Origin of the sequence: Pseudomonas fluvialis (assembly GCF_002835605.1) — a bacterium.
Classification (GTDB): Bacteria; Pseudomonadota; Gammaproteobacteria; order Pseudomonadales; family Pseudomonadaceae; genus Aquipseudomonas; species Aquipseudomonas fluvialis.
Genome location: NZ_PIYS01000028.1, coordinates 1 through 17,562 on the forward strand (window position 1 = coordinate 1; position 17,562 = coordinate 17,562).

Sequence of the window (17,562 nt, forward strand, 5' to 3'; positions counted from 1 at the left end):
CCTGGCATCGGATTTTTTATGTCTCTGCAACAGCAACTGCTCGACTTAGGTGAACTGTTCAACTTCTCGGATCTGAGCACCTTCACCCAAAACATCCCGATCGAGTGGGTGGCATCCGCTCTGGACTTGTCCGCCCAGGCCACCATAAGGCGGCGGCGTCTGCCCAGCGATCAGGTGCTCTGGCTGGTGCTTGGCATGGCCTTGTTCCGTGACGAGCCGGTGCATGAGGTCGCACGACGCCTGAATATCTGTGCCCAGGGGCTGGCCTCTCACGACCTGCTGGCCCGAAGCGGTGTCACCGAGGCGCGTAAACGATTGGGTGCCGATCCGGTTGAGTGGCTGTTTCGTCAGACGGGTAACCAGTGGGGTTGCGAGCGCTATGAGGGCGATACCTGGCAGGGCCTGCAAGTATTGGCCGTGGATGGCGCACTCCTGCGCACCCCAGACACGCCTGAACTCCGAGAGCATTTCGGCTCCGGCAATACCTCCACCGAGCGCCAGACGCCGTTTCCCATGCTGCGACTGGTAGCCCTGATGAACGTGCGCTCGCACCTGATTCTGGATGCGCAGGTGAGTCCCTACCGGCGCAGTGAGATGCGCTTGGCCGATGAGTTTATGCAGCAGATTCCCAATCAGTCGGTGACGCTGTTCGATAAGGGCTTCTGGAGTGCCGACTTGCTGTTGCGCCTGGGCGCCGCAGGGGAAAGCCGGCACTGGCTGATTCCGGCCCGCCAAGGGCTGGTTGGCGAGGAAGTCGCTCGTTACGGCAAGGGCGATCGTTTGCTGCGCATGAAGGTGTCGGCACAGGCACGAAAGCGCAACCCCGACCTGCCGACGCACTGGGAGGTACGTGAAGTCAGCTACGCCGTGAAGGACAAGATCAAGACAGTGCTCACCTCGCTGCCTGCGGATACTTACAGCGCCAAGACCATCGCCAAGCTGTATCAGGAGCGCTGGGAGATCGAGCTGGGCTTCCGGGATATCAAAAGCTCTCTGCAGCAGAATGCGATGACCCTGCGCAGCAAGGTAACGGAGCTGGTCTACCAGGAGGTCTGGGGCTTGTTGTTGGCCTACAACATCATCCGCCGCGAAGCCGGTCAGGCAGCCGTCGCCTTCGGCCGCTCTCCGGGCGACATCCGCTTCAAACCAGTAGCTCAATACATCGCCGTGCAATTGATCGTGATGGCGGCGGCCAACCCGATTTCAGCAACAGGAACACGATTGTCGGAGCTGAGAGCAGGAATCGGTGGGCTGTTTCTGGATCACCGTCCAAGGCCATCAAGACCAAGGACGGTGAAGATCTCAAAGACCCGTTATCCAGTGGATCGAAAGGCTGCTCCGCTTAAGTGAACAGCATTACGCATCACTGCGGGCTTTTTTGTGTCCATGGTGCCGGAGACAGGAATCGAACCTGCGACCTTCTCATTACGAATGAGCTGCTCTACCGACTGAGCTACACCGGCCAGGGGCTGCTTTGTAGCAAAACTGCCGGCCAGCGGCAAGGCGCTTGCTCAGGCCGTTTCCTCCAGGGCCCGTAAAAACGCCTCCAGCACGCGATGCGGGCGACGCTCGCGGCGCGTCACTGCAGCTAGGGTGATCGCGTAGCTGCGCGTCTCGGCTTTCAGTGCGCGCAGGCGGCCCTGCTGCACCCAGGCCGCCGCGTAGTGGTCGGGCAGGTAGCCAATATAACGCCCGGTGAGGATCAGGAAGGCCATGCCTTCGCGGTCCGAGGCGCTGGCCGTACAGTTCAGCCGCTGGTAATGGCCCTGCACTTCGGCAGGCAGGCGGAAGGTCGGGGCGATGGCATCCTGGCTGTCCAGGCGCGCATCCTCCAGCTGGGCGTCCTCGATAAGGAACAGCGGGTGGCCCACCGCGCAGTACAGCAAGGCACGCTCGTCATAGAGCGGGCGATAGTCCAGCCCGGACAACGCGCCCACCTGCGGCACCACGCCCACTTGCAGGCTGCCATCCAGCACGCCCTGCTCCACCTCGCCCGGAGTGGTCATGCGGATGTTGATCGGCACTTGCGGGCCCAGCTCTTTAAGCCGCGCCAACGCATGGGTGATACGCATGTGCGGCACCGTCACCAGGTTGTCGGTCAGGCCAATGTTCAGTTCGCCGCGCAGCTGCTGATGCAGGCCGTTGACCTCGGTGCGGAAACTCTCCAGCGCGGCGAGCAGTTGCAAGGTGGCCTGGTATACCTCGCGGCCCTCCTCGGTAAGCGCAAAGCCGGCGCGCCCGCGCTGGCAGAGGCGCAAGCCCAGGCGCTGTTCAAGATCGGCCATCTGCTGGCTGATCGCCGAGCGGCCAATGCCCAACGCACCTTCCGCCGCGGCGAAGCCACCGCACTCCACCACGCTGCGGAACAGCTTGAGCAGGCGTACATCGAAATCGCTGACCTGGGCCAGGGTATGCGGGCGTGCTGCAGGCATTGTTTAGCAGAACCTTAACTGAACATCATAAAAGCCATGTTTTACTGACTTTATGCCCATGGCACGCTGCCGGCAACCCTTCCCGCCGCCTGCGAGACCTGCCATGAACCTGCCGCACCGCGCCGACCCCGTCGTCGCCAGCCAGCTCAAGCTGGACGCCCACTGGATGCCCTTTACCGCCAACCGCGCCTTCCAGCGCGATCCGCGCATCATTGTCGGCGCCCACGGCAACACCCTGATCGATGACCAGGGTCGCCAGGTGTTCGACAGCCTGTCCGGCCTGTGGACCTGCGGCGCCGGCCACTGCCGCAGCGAAATCCAGCAGGCGGTGGCCCAGCAACTGGGCAGCCTGGACTACTCGCCGGGCTTCCAGTACGGCCACCCGCTGTCGTTCCGCCTGGCCGAACAGATTGCCGCGCTGATGCCCGGCGACCTCGACCATGTATTCTTCACCGGCTCCGGCTCCGAGTGCGCCGACACGGCAGTGAAAATGGCCCGCGCCTACTGGCGCCTGAAAGGTCAGCCGAGCAAGAGCAAGTTCATCGGCCGCGCCCGCGGCTACCACGGCGTGAACATCGCCGGCACCAGCCTCGGCGGCATCGGCGGCAACCGCAAGATGTTCGGCCAGATGATGGACGCCGACCACCTGCCGCACACCCTGCAACCGCACCTGGCGTACACCCGCGGCATGGCCGAAACCGGCGGCGTGGAGCTGGCCAATGAACTGCTGAAACTGATCGAACTGCACGACGCCTCGAACATCGCCGCGGTGATCGTCGAGCCGATGTCCGGTTCGGCCGGGGTGATCGTGCCGCCCAAGGGCTACCTGCAGCGCCTGCGCGAGATCTGCACGCAGCACAATATCCTGCTGATCTTCGACGAAGTGATCACCGCCTTCGGCCGCCTGGGTACCTGGAGCGGTGCCGAGTACTTCGGCGTTACCCCGGACATCATGAATACCGCCAAGCAGATCACCAACGGCGCAGTGCCGCTCGGCGCGGTGATCGCCTCACGGGAGATCTACCAGACCTTCATGCAGCAGCCGGCCGCGCCGCACATGATCGAGTTCAGCCACGGTTATACCTACTCCGCCCACCCGGTCGCCTGCGCCGCCGGCCTGGCCACCCTGCAACTGATGCAGCAGGAACAGCTGGTACAGCAGGCCGCCGAACTGGCCCCGCAGTTCGCCGACAAGCTGCATGGCCTCAAGGGCAGCCGACACCTGCTGGACATCCGCAATTGCGGCCTGGCCGGCGCCCTGCAACTGGCGCCACGCGATGGCGACGCCGTGATCCGCCCCTACGAAGCCGGCCTCAAGCTGTGGCAAGCCGGCTTCTACGTGCGCTTTGGCGGCGATTGCCTGCAGTTCGGCCCGACCTTCAACACCCGTCCGGAGCAACTGGACAGCCTGTTCAATGCCGTCGGCGATGTCCTGAACAGCCTCGACTGATACGCCCTGCCCCTCGCCCGCCACGGGCGAGGGGTGTTCCGCATACCCCCTACGAGAGCCATGCCATGAGCACCATCGCCCACCTGATCAACGGCGAAATCGTCTTCCGCAGCGGCCGCACGACTGCGGTCTACAACCCGGCGCTGGGCGCCGCCATCCGTCAGGTCGAACTGGCCGACGCGAGCACCGTCCAACAGGCCATCGAGGCCGCCCAGACGGCTTTTCCCGCCTGGCGCAATACCCCGCCGGCCAAACGCGCGCAGGTGATGTTCCGCTTCAAGCAGTTGCTGGAGGCCAACAAGGACAAGATCGCCGCGCTGATCAGCGAAGAGCACGGCAAGACCCTGGAAGATGCGCTGGGCGAACTGCAGCGCGGCATCGAGAACGTCGAGTACGCCTGTGGCGCACCGGAGCTGCTGAAGGGCGAATACAACCGCAACGTTGGCCCGGCCATCGACAGCTGGAGCGACTTCCAGCCGCTCGGTGTAGTCGCCGGCATCACCCCGTTCAACTTCCCGGCCATGGTGCCGCTGTGGATGTACCCGCTGGCTATCGTCTGCGGCAACTGCTTCATCCTCAAGCCGTCCGAGCGCGATCCCAGCTCGACCCTGCTGATTGCCGAACTGCTGCATGAAGCCGGCCTGCCCAAGGGCGTGCTCAACGTGGTGAATGGCGACAAGGCCGCCGTGGACGCCCTGATCGAAGCCCCCGAGGTCAAGGCCATCAGCTTCGTCGGCTCCACGCCGATCGCCGAGTACATCTACCGCGAAGCCAACAAACACGGCAAGCGCGTGCAGGCCCTCGGTGGCGCGAAGAACCACGCCGTGGTGCTGCCGGATGCCGACCTGGACAACGCCGTGAATGCGCTGATGGGTGCGGCCTACGGCTCCTGTGGCGAACGCTGCATGGCCATCTCGGTGGTGGTAGCGGTCGGTGATCAGGTCGCCGACGCACTGATCGAGCGCCTGGTGCCGAAGATTCAGGCGCTGAAGATCGGCGCCGGCACCGCTTGCGGCCTGGACATGGGCCCGCTGGTCAGCGCCGCCGCACGTGACAAGGTCAAGGGCTATATCGATGCCGGCGTGGCACAAGGCGCCAAGCTGGTGGTCGACGGCCGGCAACTGGTGGTGCCGGGCTGCGAGGACGGCTACTTCGTCGGCGGTACGCTGTTCGACCAGGTGACCCCGCAGATGAGCATCTACCAGGAGGAAATCTTCGGCCCGGTGCTCTGCGTGGTGCGCGCCGCCAGCCTTGAGCAGGCCATGCAACTGATCAACGACCACGAGTACGGCAATGGCACCTGCCTGTTCACCCGCGACGGCGAAGCCGCCCGGCTGTTCTGCGACGAGATCGAGGTGGGCATGGTCGGCGTCAACGTGCCGCTGCCGGTGCCGGTGAGCTACCACAGCTTCGGCGGCTGGAAGCGCTCGCTGTTTGGCGACCTGCATGCCTACGGCCCGGACGGTGTGCGCTTCTACACCAAGCGCAAGACCATTACCCAGCGCTGGCCGCAGCGCGCCAGCCACGAAGCGGCGCAGTTCGCTTTCCCGAGTAACGGTTAAGCGGCACACAGGGCTGGTCGCAGGACTGGCCCTTTCTCATGCCGTGCGAATTTTCGTAGGTATCGTAATGCTGAGAAGTACAGCGCTATTCACCCCACAGGCGCGCCTTCAGCCGAACACGTTCTCACGGAAACACTGCTGGATATGCGCCACTTCCTCGGCGCGCGCCTGCAATGCCTGCAGGCAGGCCGGGTCGAACATCTGCCCGGCACGCGCGGCCATCCAGGCAAACGCCTCGGTATTGCTCCAGGCCTGCTTGTAGGGGCGCTCGCTGGTCAACGCATCGAACACATCAGCCACCGTGACGATGCGCGCCTCCAGGGGAATCCCCTCGCCTACCAGGCCACAGGGATAGCCCGTGCCGTCATAGAGCTCATGGTGGTGCATGACGATATTGCGCAACATCGGCACCTGGCTGACGCTGGCCAGGCCGAAGTTGTCCAGCAACTGGTCGATCAGCTGCAGGCCGGCGCGGGCATGCTCACGCATGATGCGCTGTTCTTCGTCGTCCAAGCGGCCGGGCTTGAGCAGTACGCGGTCGGGGACGGTGATCTTGCCCAGGTCATGCAGCGGCGCGAACAGGTAGATGTGCTCGACAAAGCTGTCATCCAGCCCCTTGGCCGGGGCGATACCCTGGGCGATCAGCCGCGCATAGCGCGACATGCGCTCCAGGTGGTTGCCGGTTTCCGGGTCACGCGCGTGGGTCAGGTTCATCGCCGACTTGAGTGTGGCGAGCAGCGTACGCACGCTGGAGCGTTCGTTGTAGACCATCAGGCTGGCCAGGTGGCCAAGCACGTCCAGCTCGCTGAGCAGCGCCCCCTGAAAGGTTCCGGCTTGCCGGGCATTGAAGAACACAAAGCCGAAGAAATAGCCGTTCACGCACATCGGCAGGGTGTAACTGGCCCGGTAGCCGGCTTCCAGCAGGGCTTGAACATGCTGTTTGTGGCTGTCTTCCAGCACGCTGAAGTCGTTGATCACCCGCGGCGTCTGGCTCGCCGCCACCGTCTGCAACCAGGTCGTGTCATGCAGGCGCGCATGATAGAAGGGCAAGGCATTGGCGCCGTTTTCCACGGCGACGAAGGTTTTTACCCAATCGCTGCCATGGTCATACAGCGCCACAGCCAGGCGCTGCACTTCGGGATACTTCTGTTGCAGGGTGTGCAGGAGCTGTTGCAGCTTGTGCTGTAGCGGCCCCTGCTCCTGCCATTGGTGAAGCTGCGACATACCTTGCCCCCACATGCTGTCCGTACAGGGAAGCTTAGCCAAGTCACGCGGGCAGGCACAGTATCTCGCCAGTAGTCCGTTCGGCATCCGACGCCTCCTGGCGCCGGTGCCACAAGCGTCCGATCAGTTCTGCGTGCTGCAGGCATCGGCCAGGGTGCGGTAGCGCAATACGCGCTCGGCACCCTTGGAGTCGCGGTAGGTCATACGCGCCTCCACGGGACCACAGTGCTTGCTGGTGTCGGTTTCCACACGCAGTACCTGGGCAATGTCCAGAGCCTGGCCGTAGTGGTAATCCTCAATAGGCGTATCCGAAGCGTGAGCGTTGCCGAGCAGGCCAAGGGCCAGCAGGACGGTAAAGGCATAGTGCATCTGTCGTAACCTCGTGCTGATAACAGAATCCCGCCAGGGCCGGGCTGGTCGCTGGCGGTGAGTACGGGGCAGATGCTAGGGAGCCGCATGCACGACTTGAAATCACTTTTGCCAATAGTGGCTATCGCTTGACAGGCCTACCAACGCGGTGGTGCGTAGTAATAGCTGTGCCGGCCAGCATCACGCAGGCCCTGCTGATAACCCTGCTGGTAACCCTGCCGATAGGCCTGCCGCGGCTTGTGCGGACGATGGTAGTGGGACGGCTGCTCGCGCCGCTGCTCCCAGCGGGCAAACCCCTGGGGCTGGCCATGCGCTCGTCCGTAGTAGCCGGACTGCGGCGCGTAACCCTGCTGGCGCGGTGCCTCATGGCGCTGCCCGGCGAGCACCGAGCCAAGTGCCACGCCCGCCACGGTTCCGATGATCCAGGCTTCCCGTTCGCCGGCCTGGGTATGACCCGCCAGCAGCAAACCGACTGACAACACAGCCACAGGGGGCAGATGACGCAACATGGCGAATCTCCTCAGGGGACAGGAAATACCGCGCGCCGACTGGCGCTGCGGTTGCCTGATATGACCTGCGCCGCCCTGAGCAAGTTGCACCGCTGCCAGGTAATTTCTTCTTTACAGCAGGCCCAGTTCCTTGGCCCGCGCCACGGCCTGGGTGCGCCGCTCCACGCCGAGCTTGCTGTTGATATGCCGGGCGTGGGTTTTCACCGTATGCAACGAGATGAACAGTCGCTCGCTGATCTGCTGATTCGAGTAGCCCTGGGCGATCAGACGCAATACATCGCTCTCTCGACCAGACAGCGGTTCGGTCAGGTTGCCTGGGGTGACCGGCAGTGGACTGGAAAGCACTGGCAGGTAACCGAGCAACTGGTCGCGTAGCGGGCCAGGCGCGCAGGCTTGCAGGGCGCCACGCCAGGTTTCCGGTTGTCGCTGCAACAACTCCAGCAGTGGCATCAGTGCCCCACCCTCGGCCACCTGCAAGGCGTCGCCCAGCACCTGCTGCGCCTCGACCGAGCGCCCGGCGCCCTGCAGCAGGCTGAACAGCCGGGTCTGCGCAATCAGTGCCAGCAGCTGGCCGCCTTGGCTCTGCGCCTGCCCTATCAGCCCGCGCAGACGCCGCTCAGCCTGCGCATCATCCCCTTGCAGGTGAGCCAGGCGAGCCTGATAGAGCTGGATATGCAGGGGCAGTTGCGGGTGGAATTCCGGCGCTGCCGCCGCTTCTTCGCCACTGTAGGTCAGAGCCAGACGAGCCAGCCAGGCAGCAGCCATCTCCAGCTGCCCCTGGGCCAGCCACAGCTCACATTTGACCAGGGTAATCATCGCCAGGTAGTACACCGGCGGAACATCCCAGCTGTGCATGAGCCGTTCCGCCTCAGCCAGCTGGGCGAAAGCCGCATTGAAATCCTGACGCCAGCCAGCACTCCGCGCCAGCACACAATAGCCCAGCAGCAGACTGATATCACGACACTGCCGCGCCTCGTGGATACCGGCGGCAAAGCAGGCTTCGCCGGTTTGCCAGTCACCTTGCAGGGTCAGCAGGTAACCCTGGTACAGGGCCAGGCGTGCACGAATCGCGTAATGCCGCTGGGCCGGCAGGTCGGCGAGCAGTGCCTGCCCGGCATGGATCTCAGCCAAGGCGCGGCGCACTTCGCCACGCGCTTGCAACACGCGCGCGCGGTCATAGTAGGCCAGCGCCTCGAACAACGGATTGCCCATGCGCTGGGCCAGCTCCAGGGCATCGCGATTGAGGCCGCGCGCCCGCCACAGGTCGCCACGCGCCACGGCCAGGTTGGCCAGGGTCGACAAACAGAGCAGGCGCTGCCCGGCTTGTTCATGCCCGCCACTGGCCAGCGCCTCGCTGCAATAGGCTTCGGCACGTCGGGTATCACCGCGCCCGCGGGCAATGAAGCCGCTGAGTGCCAGCCACTGTTGCAGCAAGCCCTGCTGGCTCGCGCCGTCACGTGCCGGCAGGAAGCGCGCCAGACAGTCGCTGAGTTCTTCAGCCGCATCCAGCTGGCAGGCCAGCGCCAGCGCCCAGCCGTAGAGGATGATCAGGCGCGGCGTGCTGGCCAGCAGGCTGTCGGGGAGGTCCATCTTCCAGCGCAAGAGTTGCCCGACATTCTGTTCCGCCAACAGTTGCTCTTCGGAAAGATTCTGCACCAGGCTGGCCGCCACCTCTGGATGACCGGCACGCAATGCCTGGTCAATCGCTTCATCCAGCAGCCCCTGGCCACTGAACCAGCGGCAGGCGCGCAGATGCAGGCCGGCCAGCGGCTCGCCAGCCTGCTCAAGACGGTTGCGCAACAGGTCGGAGAACAGGTGGTGATAACGAAACCAGCGGCCCTGCTCGTCGAGCGGCACGAGAAACACCTGGTTGGCCTGTAACTGGGCAATGATCGGCTGGCTGTCATGGGCATCGCGCAGTGCATCGCAGAGCTCTGCGCAGAAGCGCTCAAGAAAAGCGGTGCGCAATAAAAACCCCTGCACCTCCGCGCTCTGCCGCTCGATCACCTCTTCCAGCAGGTAGTCACGGATCAGTCCCTGGTCACCCTGCAGGCCACGCTCCAGCAGCGCCGGTTCGGCTGACTCCTGCGCCGCCAGCAGCCACAGGCGCAAGCCCGCCACCCAGCCTTCACTACGCGCCAGCAGCGCACTCAGCAGCTCAGCGGGCAGGCCAGCCCCCTGCGCACGCGCCAGATCGAGCATCTCGGCATCACTCAGCCGCAGGTCCTGTTCCTGCAGCTCCAGCAGTTGCCGGGCCAGGCGCAGGCGCGCCAGGTGCCAGTCAGGGCGCTGACGACTGGTCACCAGCAGCAGCAACCCCTGGGGCAGGTGGTTGAGCAGAAACTGCAGGCAACGATCCAGCACCTCACCCTGCGCCAGATGGTAGTCGTCCAGCACCAACAACAACGGAGCCGACGCCTGCGGGAGTGCTTGCCACTCATCGAGTAGCTCGCCCAGCCACTGTTCGAAGGCGAAGGGCTGGTGACGCTGGCGCAAGCGCAACTGAACCAGTGCTTCCTCGCCAAAGCCCGCGCGCTGTTCACGCAAGCCAAGCAACAGTCGCTCAAGGAAACGCCCGGGATCGGCATCGCGCGCACTGAGCCCAAGCCACAGGGAATGCCAGGGGGCTGGCAAGGTTTCACAGCACTCGATGGCCAGCGAGCTCTTGCCGAAGCCCGCCGGAGCGCTGATCAGCAGCAGCCGTCCAGTCAGCCCCGCGTGCAGACGCTGGCACAACTGCGGACGCGACAGGTAGCCCGGTGGCAAGGGGGGGCGATAGAAAGAGCTGGCCGTCTCAATCATCACCGAACTGCCTGCCAAGCCGTCATTCATTGCGCAAATCCCTGCTATCCCACGTGCCGCACACCTTACCTTGAGCCCTCGCGCGGGCAAAGCGGGGTTTTCCATAGGCATAAAAAAACCGGCCCACCAGGGGCCGGTTCTTCATACAGCGAGGCTTAGCGCACGCCCGCCTGGCGCAGGGCCGCCGGGGTGTAGTCGCTTTCCTTGGCCGGGAAGCCAAACTCGTAGGCCTGCTTCTCTTCGTTCTTCATGCCCAGGGCAAGGTAACGACCGGACAGCAGGTCATACAGGGTTTCCACGGTGTACCACGGTACCTGATGGTTGTAGTAGTACTGGTTGTGCGCTTCGGCAACACGCCACAGGGTGCCACGGCCGTCGTAGTGGTCGATGGCACTGGCTTGCCAGGTATCTTCGTCGATGAAGAAGTCACGCTTGGCATAGATGTGACGCTCACCCTGCTTCAGGGTAGCGGTCACGTGCCATACGCGGTGCAACTCGTAACGGCTCAGGTCCTGGTTGATGTGGCCAGCCTTGATCACGTCGGCGTACTTCAGGTCCGGCGAGTCCAGCTTGTAGGTGTTGTAGGGAATGTAGATTTCCTTCTTGCCGTTGAGCTTCCACTCGTAGCGATCCGGAGCACCGTTGTACATGTCGAAGTTGTCGGAAGTACGCAGGCCGTCGGCGGCGGTACCCGGACCGTCATAGGACACCTGCGGAGCACGACGTACACGACGCTGACCGGCGTTGTACAGCCAGGCCAGACGCGGTTCCTTGACCTGGTCGAGGGTCTCGTGAACCAGCAGTACGTTACCGGCCAGACGCGACGGAGCAGTTACGCGCTGTTTGAAGTAGAACAGCACGTTGCTTTCCTTGCTCTTGTCCACGTCGGCCAGCGCACCACGGAAGGTGAACTCGTCAACGAAGTAGACCAGCGAGTAGGAACCGTTGGCCTGCGGAGTGGCCTGGGTCACGAAACGCTTGACGCTACCACCCCGGTAACGGGTGATGTGGTTCCAGATAACTTCCAGACCGTTCTGCGGGATCGGGAACGGGTTGGCGGTATCGAAGTTGGCCAGGCCGTTGCCGTTCTGCACCATCACGGTGTTGGTGGCATTGCGCTTGGTCGCTTCGATCACGCTATCCGGCACGGTGGCGCTACGGTGAGTCGGGTAAACCGGCATGCGGTAGCTTTGCGGATAACGCTTGAACATGGCCAGCTGGCCGGGGGTCAGCTTGTCCTTGTACTGCTCGACGTTCTCGGCAGTGATGACGAACAGCGGCTTCTCGCTGGCAAACGGATCCTGCAGGAAGCCACGCGCATCCACAGCACCCGCATTCTTCGGCAGACCACCGGTCCAGGCCGGGATGGTGCCGTCGGCATTGCCAGCCATTTCCGCACCCAGCGGAGTCAGGGTAGTGCCCAGCTTGGCGGCTTCATCGGCAGAAACCGCTGCCATCACGCTGCTCGCCAGCAGGGACAGGCCCAGCACACCGGTTTGCAGCAGGAGTTTCTTGGCTTTCATCGTATCTTTCGTCCTTATTCTGATGATCTGCACAAATTAGAAGTTCATACCGAAGCTGAGCGAGACGAAGTCACGGTCAACCGAGGTGTTGTACTTGCCACCGAAGAACTCGGTAACTGCCAAGTTGGCGGTGTAGGTGTTCTGGTATTCCGCTTCCAGACCCAGGCTGACTGCCTTGGCACCTTCAGTAAACAGGCCGTTGGGGCCGTAGCCATCGACGTCATGCGACCAGGCCACACTCGGACGCAGGTTTACACCCGCGAATACATCGGGGTAGTCCCAAATCGCGCGCGCGCGGTAGCCCCACGAAGTGCTAGTGGTGAAGCCATCATCCTCACAGAACTCACTGACGTTTTCACCATTGCGGTTATTACCCAGCGTCGACACGTTCAGACCTTGACAAGCAGGGAAGACACCAACGCCAGCAATCGCATAGTTCCCATTCAAAGGACCTGGCCCGTAAATCGGATCACGACCGTAACGCAGTTCACGACTATTTTCCAAACCACCAACATGGACAACACCAACTTCACCAACCAGGGTCAAGCGCGAGGCTCCCATTACCTGATCAAAGAAGTGGGTAAAAGTAGTCTGCAACTGGGTTATTTCTTTACGCCGATAACCGTTTGCGGTAGCGCCAAAGCCTGAATCAATAAGAGATACATTACCAACGCCCGCCCCTTGGTAAGTGGGCCCTGCCGCCCCAGAGAGCTGAGTCAACGGTTTAAGACCCGCATAAAGAATATCAGTCGAGTTCAGCTGTACTGGTGCATTTGGACGATAACTCAGCTCACCACTCCACGCCGTACCTGTAGGCAACGTAGTAGAGAAGCTAACACCATATAGACGAATATCTTCCGGATATTCAATGAAGTAATTTCCTGCACCAGCAGCAAGAATCGGCCCCAAAGCAGCACGGCTAGCCAAATCAGCATTAACAAAACTGCCAATTGCACCATATGCTGCAGCCGAGCCAGCTTGCGCACTAAAAATAGGCGCACGACTATGATAATTCATAGCATAAAAGCCAAACTCAGTATCAAGAGGCTCAAACATATAACGGAAGGCCAAACCCCACTGACCATCATCTCGAGCATCTCTATCTTGCGCACGGCGAACCAAAACACCCTCACCGTTTATATCTACTCCAAATAGACCTGCAGCCCCCAACGCCGTCGGAGGAAGAGACGAGCGAGAGCGTAATACACGAAGATTATCAGCACACCCATCAGAAACAATATCCGGCTGCGCAAAGAAGGTGCCGCAGTTATCGACCACGGTCTGATCCCACTCCAACTGATAAAATGCCTCCATAGACAGATTATCAGTCAGACTCTGTGCAATATAAAACATATTAACCGGAATCAGACCTTCCTTGATCTCCGCCCCCGGGCGACGGAAAGCAGATACATCGACAGGATTAACAGAGTTAATGCTGTTTTGAATAAAAGTACTTTCACCCCAGTTAATTACCTGCTTACCCAAGCGAACAGAACCCGGCTGATCCATCACGGAATAGTTGTGATAGACAAAGGCATCGAGAATCTCACCCCCCGAGGACTGCGCACCCTCTTTGCGGTTGCTGTCGCTGATATCCTTGAACAGACGCGACTCATCTTTCAACTCAAAGTCATACCAGTATTTACCACGAACAAACACCCCCGAATCGCCATATTTCAACTCAAGGTCATGCACGCCTTTGAAAATCTTTGAGAAGGTTTCCCCACGCTTGAAGTTGAGCTTGGAATCATCAGAAGTCTGAGACAGGCCGCGACCACCATTATTGAAGCCAATCAAGTCTTTGTCCGCCTTGGACGTCGACCAACTGGCACCAACCGACAGCGAGGAGTCCAGCTGACCTTCAATTTCCCCAATGTTGAAGGTAACGCCAAAGGCGGGGGCGGCAAGGGTGGATGCGAGGCTGACAGCCAGCGGCAGTTTTGCCAGGCGCCAGGTTTGCTTGGTTTTGGTCATCGACGCTACTCCATGTGTTTTTGTTATGGATGTACGAACTATATCGCTTGCGAGCGGTGCCGCCTGATCCCTCGAAAGAGTGATTTGCGACCCCCCGGATGCCTCTGCTAAACCGCCCCGAACTGCTCTGGCACGGGGCAAGCGCACAGAATCGCTAATAGACAGCAAATTGCGGGCCAAACGCTCGTTTGACCCGGCAGTCATTTTGTAGCCCAGCACCCGCGCAGGCTACAGGGTAGACAGGAACGGGCTACCGGCAGCCTGCCATTGCTGGATATCCAGGCGAATACGTTTCTTATCCAGCTTGCCAACGCTGGTCTTGGGAATTTCGGTAACAATTGCCACCTGAGTCGGGATTGCCCACTTGTTGATATGCCCCTGCTCGACAAAGGGTTTCAGGTGTTCCTTGAGCTGCCGTGCATCCAGTGCCTGACCATCGCGCAACACCAGCAAGGCAAACGGCCGCTCTCCCCACTGCGGATCGGGCACACCGACCACCGCCACTTCGCGCACCGCAGCGTGCCGGCTGATCAGGTCTTCCAGCTCCAGCGAGGACACCCACTCTCCCCCAGTCTTGATGACATCCTTGATGCGGTCACGAATATCGATGTAGCCCATGCTGTCGATGCAGGCGACATCGCCGGTATGCATCCAGCCGTGCTCCCACAGTTCGGCGCCCTTCTGCGGCTCGCGGAAGTATCCCTGGGTCAGCCAGGGCGCGCGCAAGACCAGCTCGCCCTGGCTTTCCCCGTCATGCGCCAGAAAACGACCCTCAGCATCCATCAGTGCGGCGTCCACCAGGGGCACCGGGATACCGGCCTTGACCCGGTAAGTGACCTGTTCGTCGTCACCCGCTGCGCGCAATTCATCATTGATGTGCGCACAGGAAATCAGCGGACAGGTTTCCGACATGCCGTAGGCGGCTGTCAGCTGGATCCCTTTGGCCTTGGCGGCACGGTACAGCGAGGTATTCAGCGCACTGCCACCGATGATCAGCTTCCATCCGGCAAAGTCGACACCCTCAGCCGCCTTGGCATGCATGACCATCTGCAGAATGGTTGGCACGCAGTGAGAGAACGTCACCTGCTCGTCACGCCACAGGCGCACCAGCAGTTCCGGATCGTAACGCCCTGGATAGACCTGTTTGACCCCCAGCATGGTGGCTACGTAAGGCACACCCCAGGCATGCACATGGAACATCGGGGTGATCGGCATGTACACATCATCGGTACCCATCAGGCGGATACTGTCGAGGCTGCCGAGCACACTGGCCATCGACAGGGTATGCAGCACCAGTTGCCGGTGGGTGAAGTACACCCCTTTAGGGTTGCCTGTGGTGCCGGTGGTGTAGAAGGTAGTCGCCAGCGAGTTCTCGTCGAAGTCCGGGAAATCGTAGTGGCTGGAGGCCCCGGCCAGCAGGCTCTCATACTCGCCCAGCAGGTTCGGTAGCGCGGCGTTCTGTTCACCCGCATCGCTCAGCAGCAGGGTGCTCTGCACCGTGGTCAACTGCCCGGCGATAGCCTGGTACAAGCCGACAAACTCACTGTTGACCAGTACCAGTTTGTCCTCGGCATGATTCATGGTGTAGAGAATCTGCTCGGGCGACAGACGAATGTTGATGGTATGCAGCACGGCACCAATCATCGGGATGGCGAACATGCATTCCAGGTATCGATGGCTGTCCCAGTCCATCACCGCGACTGTATCGCCAGCCTTTACACCCGCAGCGCTGAGCACATTGGCAAGGCGCGCCACACGCTCGTTGAAGGTGGCATAGCTGTAGCGCAACTGGTCGCGATAGACGATTTCACGGGTTTTTTCGTAGCGTGCACCCGACAGCAACAGGCGCTTGATCAGCAAGGGATAGGCGTAGGCGTTGTCCGCCGCGGGGAGAATACGGGTCTGCAGCATGGCATTACCTTGGACTTGTTGTTGTAGAAGAAGCCATCGCCGGCGGGATAGCGCCGACGCTTGCTGCACTCTAGTCAGCCAGGCAATGCTGATTCATCAGTCAAAGGAATGATTTGCCAGACCGGTAGCGCGCCACATCAACGGCTACCGGCAGGCCACAGACTAATCGCCGATGCGCCAGCCGTTACTGATCGGGTAACGCCTGTCACGCCCGAAGCCACGCTGGGTAACACGCGGCCCAATGGCCGCCTGACGGCGCTTGTACTCATTGATATCCACCAGGCGCAGTACACGCTGCACCGTGTCGGCGGCAAAACCGGCGGCAATGATGGCCTGTGCGGACTGATCTTCCTCGACGTAGCGGCGAAGGATTTCATCGAGTACGGGGTAAGGTGGCAGCGAATCCTCGTCTTTCTGGTCGGGCGCCAGTTCGGCGGAAGGCGGACGGTCGATGACCCGCTGCGGAATGACCTCTCCGGCCAGGCTGTTGCGGTATTCGCAGAGGCGGAACACCAGGGTCTTTGGCACATCCTTGAGCACATCGAAACCACCCGCCATGTCGCCATACAGGGTGGCATAACCCACGGCCATCTCGCTCTTGTTGCCGGTGGTCAGCACCAGATACCCCAGCTTGTTGGACATGGCCATCAACAAGGTGCCACGGCAACGCGCCTGGAGGTTTTCTTCCGTGGTATCGCGCTGGCGACCGGCAAACACCGGCTCCAGGGTATTCATGAAGGCCTCGACCATCGGTGCAATCGGTAACACCCGATAGTTCACGCCCAGCGTACGGGCCTCGGCTTCGGCATCCTCCAGACTGATCTGCGCCGTGTAGTGATACGGCATCATCACTGCGTCCACCCGATCGGCGCCCAGCGCGTCAACGGCGATCGCCAGGGTCAGGGCCGAATCGATGCCGCCGGACAGCCCCAGCAATACCCCCTTGAAGCCATTTTTCCGCACATAGTCGCGCACACCAAGCACCAGCGCCTGGTAGACACAGGCCTCCAGCTCGGGCAAAGGCGCGCAAGCACCCGCCTGCACGCGCAGGGTGCCGGCTTCGCGATAACAGTCCACCTGCTCCAGGCTTTCCGTAAACGCCAGTGCACGCTGCAGCACACGACCATCGGCGGCCATCACGCAGCTACCGCCATCGAATACCAGTTCGTCTTGGCCGCCGACCTGGTTGACATACAGAATCGGCAGCGCCACTTCACTCGCCCGCTGCGCCAGCATGCGCTCGCGCTCGGCCTGCTTGTCCAGATGAAAGGGTGAGGCATTCAGGCTGACCAACAGCTCGGCGCCGGCGGCCCGGGCCTGCGCTGCGGGCTCGGCGTGCCAGATATCCTCGCAGATGGTCAGCCCCAGGCGTACCCCCTTGACCTCGACCACACAGGGCTGCTGCCCTGCCGTGAAATAGCGCTTTTCATCGAATACCTTGTAGTTGGGCAGGCGCTGCTTGGCATAGCGCGCCTGCACCTGACCGTCGGCCAGCAACACGGCGCAGTTGTAGCAATGCTCACCCTCACGCCAGGGCAGACCGAGCAGCAGGCTGATGCCCTGCACGTCCTGGCAGAGACGCTGCAAAGCCGCCTCGATACGTCGCTGCATGCTCGCACGCAGCAGCAGGTCCTCGGGCGGATAGCCACACAGGCTCAACTCCGGCAACACCAGCAGGTCAGCCTGCTGCTGGCGGGCCTGTGCCGCTACCTCGATGATGCGTTGCACGTTGCCATCGATATCGCCCACCCGCAGGTTGAGCTGGGCCATCACGACTCGCAAGGCCGGGGTCATTGCCGCTCTCCA

General features: G+C 61.7%; 12 protein-coding genes and 1 tRNA gene. 3 read left to right on the forward strand and 10 right to left on the reverse strand.

Annotation, left to right across the window (positions count from 1 at the left end):
- Positions 1-18 precede the first annotated feature (18 nt).
- Positions 19-1,350 (forward strand): IS4 family transposase, encoded by a 1,332-nt coding sequence (locus CW360_RS14470; protein WP_170307333.1) that lies wholly within the window; start codon positions 19-21, stop codon positions 1,348-1,350.
- A gap of 37 nt (positions 1,351-1,387) precedes the next feature.
- On the opposite strand, the gene CW360_RS14475 is transcribed toward CW360_RS14470, so the two are convergent.
- Together CW360_RS14475 and CW360_RS14480 are read right to left on the reverse strand one after the other, a co-directional pair.
- A tRNA-Thr gene (locus tag CW360_RS14475) sits at positions 1,388-1,463 on the reverse strand.
- Positions 1,464-1,511: 48 nt separating this feature from the next.
- Positions 1,512-2,432, reverse strand: a complete 921-nt coding sequence (locus CW360_RS14480) for a LysR family transcriptional regulator (RefSeq protein WP_093986010.1) — start codon at positions 2,430-2,432, stop codon at positions 1,512-1,514.
- Between the two features lie 103 nt (positions 2,433-2,535).
- Between CW360_RS14480 and aptA the strand changes: the two genes are divergently transcribed.
- Both aptA and CW360_RS14490 read left to right on the forward strand, forming a co-directional pair.
- The gene (gene aptA / locus CW360_RS14485; protein ID WP_093986009.1) at positions 2,536-3,882 is read left to right on the forward strand and encodes an omega-aminotransferase AptA; all 1,347 of its coding nucleotides are present in this window, start codon (positions 2,536-2,538) and stop codon (positions 3,880-3,882) included.
- Positions 3,883-3,947: 65 nt separating this feature from the next.
- A complete protein-coding gene (locus tag CW360_RS14490; RefSeq protein WP_101194200.1) occupies positions 3,948-5,444 on the forward strand; it encodes a CoA-acylating methylmalonate-semialdehyde dehydrogenase in 1,497 nt (498 codons plus the stop codon).
- Between the two features lie 108 nt (positions 5,445-5,552).
- Here the strand turns inward: CW360_RS14490 and CW360_RS14495 are convergent, their stop codons facing one another.
- The 8 genes from CW360_RS14495 to CW360_RS14530 form a co-directional block, all read right to left on the reverse strand.
- The gene (locus tag CW360_RS14495) at positions 5,553-6,668 is read right to left on the reverse strand and encodes an HD domain-containing phosphohydrolase (protein WP_207759386.1); all 1,116 of its coding nucleotides are present in this window, start codon (positions 6,666-6,668) and stop codon (positions 5,553-5,555) included.
- Between the two features lie 123 nt (positions 6,669-6,791).
- Positions 6,792-7,037 (reverse strand): DUF2790 domain-containing protein, encoded by a 246-nt coding sequence (locus CW360_RS14500; protein ID WP_101194201.1) that lies wholly within the window; start codon positions 7,035-7,037, stop codon positions 6,792-6,794.
- Positions 7,038-7,174: 137 nt separating this feature from the next.
- A complete protein-coding gene (locus tag CW360_RS14505) occupies positions 7,175-7,546 on the reverse strand; it encodes a hypothetical protein (protein ID WP_093986005.1) in 372 nt (123 codons plus the stop codon).
- 111 nt (positions 7,547-7,657) lie between these two features.
- Positions 7,658-10,378 carry a winged helix-turn-helix domain-containing protein gene (locus CW360_RS14510; protein WP_101194202.1) on the reverse strand — a complete coding sequence of 907 codons (2,721 nt, stop codon included), beginning with the start codon at positions 10,376-10,378 and terminating at the stop codon, positions 7,658-7,660.
- A 125-nt stretch (positions 10,379-10,503) separates the two neighbouring features.
- Positions 10,504-11,871 carry a DUF1329 domain-containing protein gene (locus CW360_RS14515; RefSeq protein WP_101194203.1) on the reverse strand — a complete coding sequence of 456 codons (1,368 nt, stop codon included), beginning with the start codon at positions 11,869-11,871 and terminating at the stop codon, positions 10,504-10,506.
- Between the two features lie 36 nt (positions 11,872-11,907).
- Positions 11,908-13,845: a DUF1302 domain-containing protein gene (locus tag CW360_RS14520; RefSeq protein WP_101194204.1), complete on the reverse strand. Its 1,938-nt coding sequence runs from the start codon at positions 13,843-13,845 to the stop codon at positions 11,908-11,910.
- A gap of 228 nt (positions 13,846-14,073) precedes the next feature.
- Positions 14,074-15,756 (reverse strand): fatty acid--CoA ligase, encoded by a 1,683-nt coding sequence (locus CW360_RS14525; protein ID WP_101194205.1) that lies wholly within the window; start codon positions 15,754-15,756, stop codon positions 14,074-14,076.
- 162 nt (positions 15,757-15,918) lie between these two features.
- Positions 15,919-17,550 carry an NAD+ synthase gene (locus CW360_RS14530; protein WP_101194206.1) on the reverse strand — a complete coding sequence of 544 codons (1,632 nt, stop codon included), beginning with the start codon at positions 17,548-17,550 and terminating at the stop codon, positions 15,919-15,921.
- Positions 17,551-17,562: the final 12 nt, after the last annotated feature.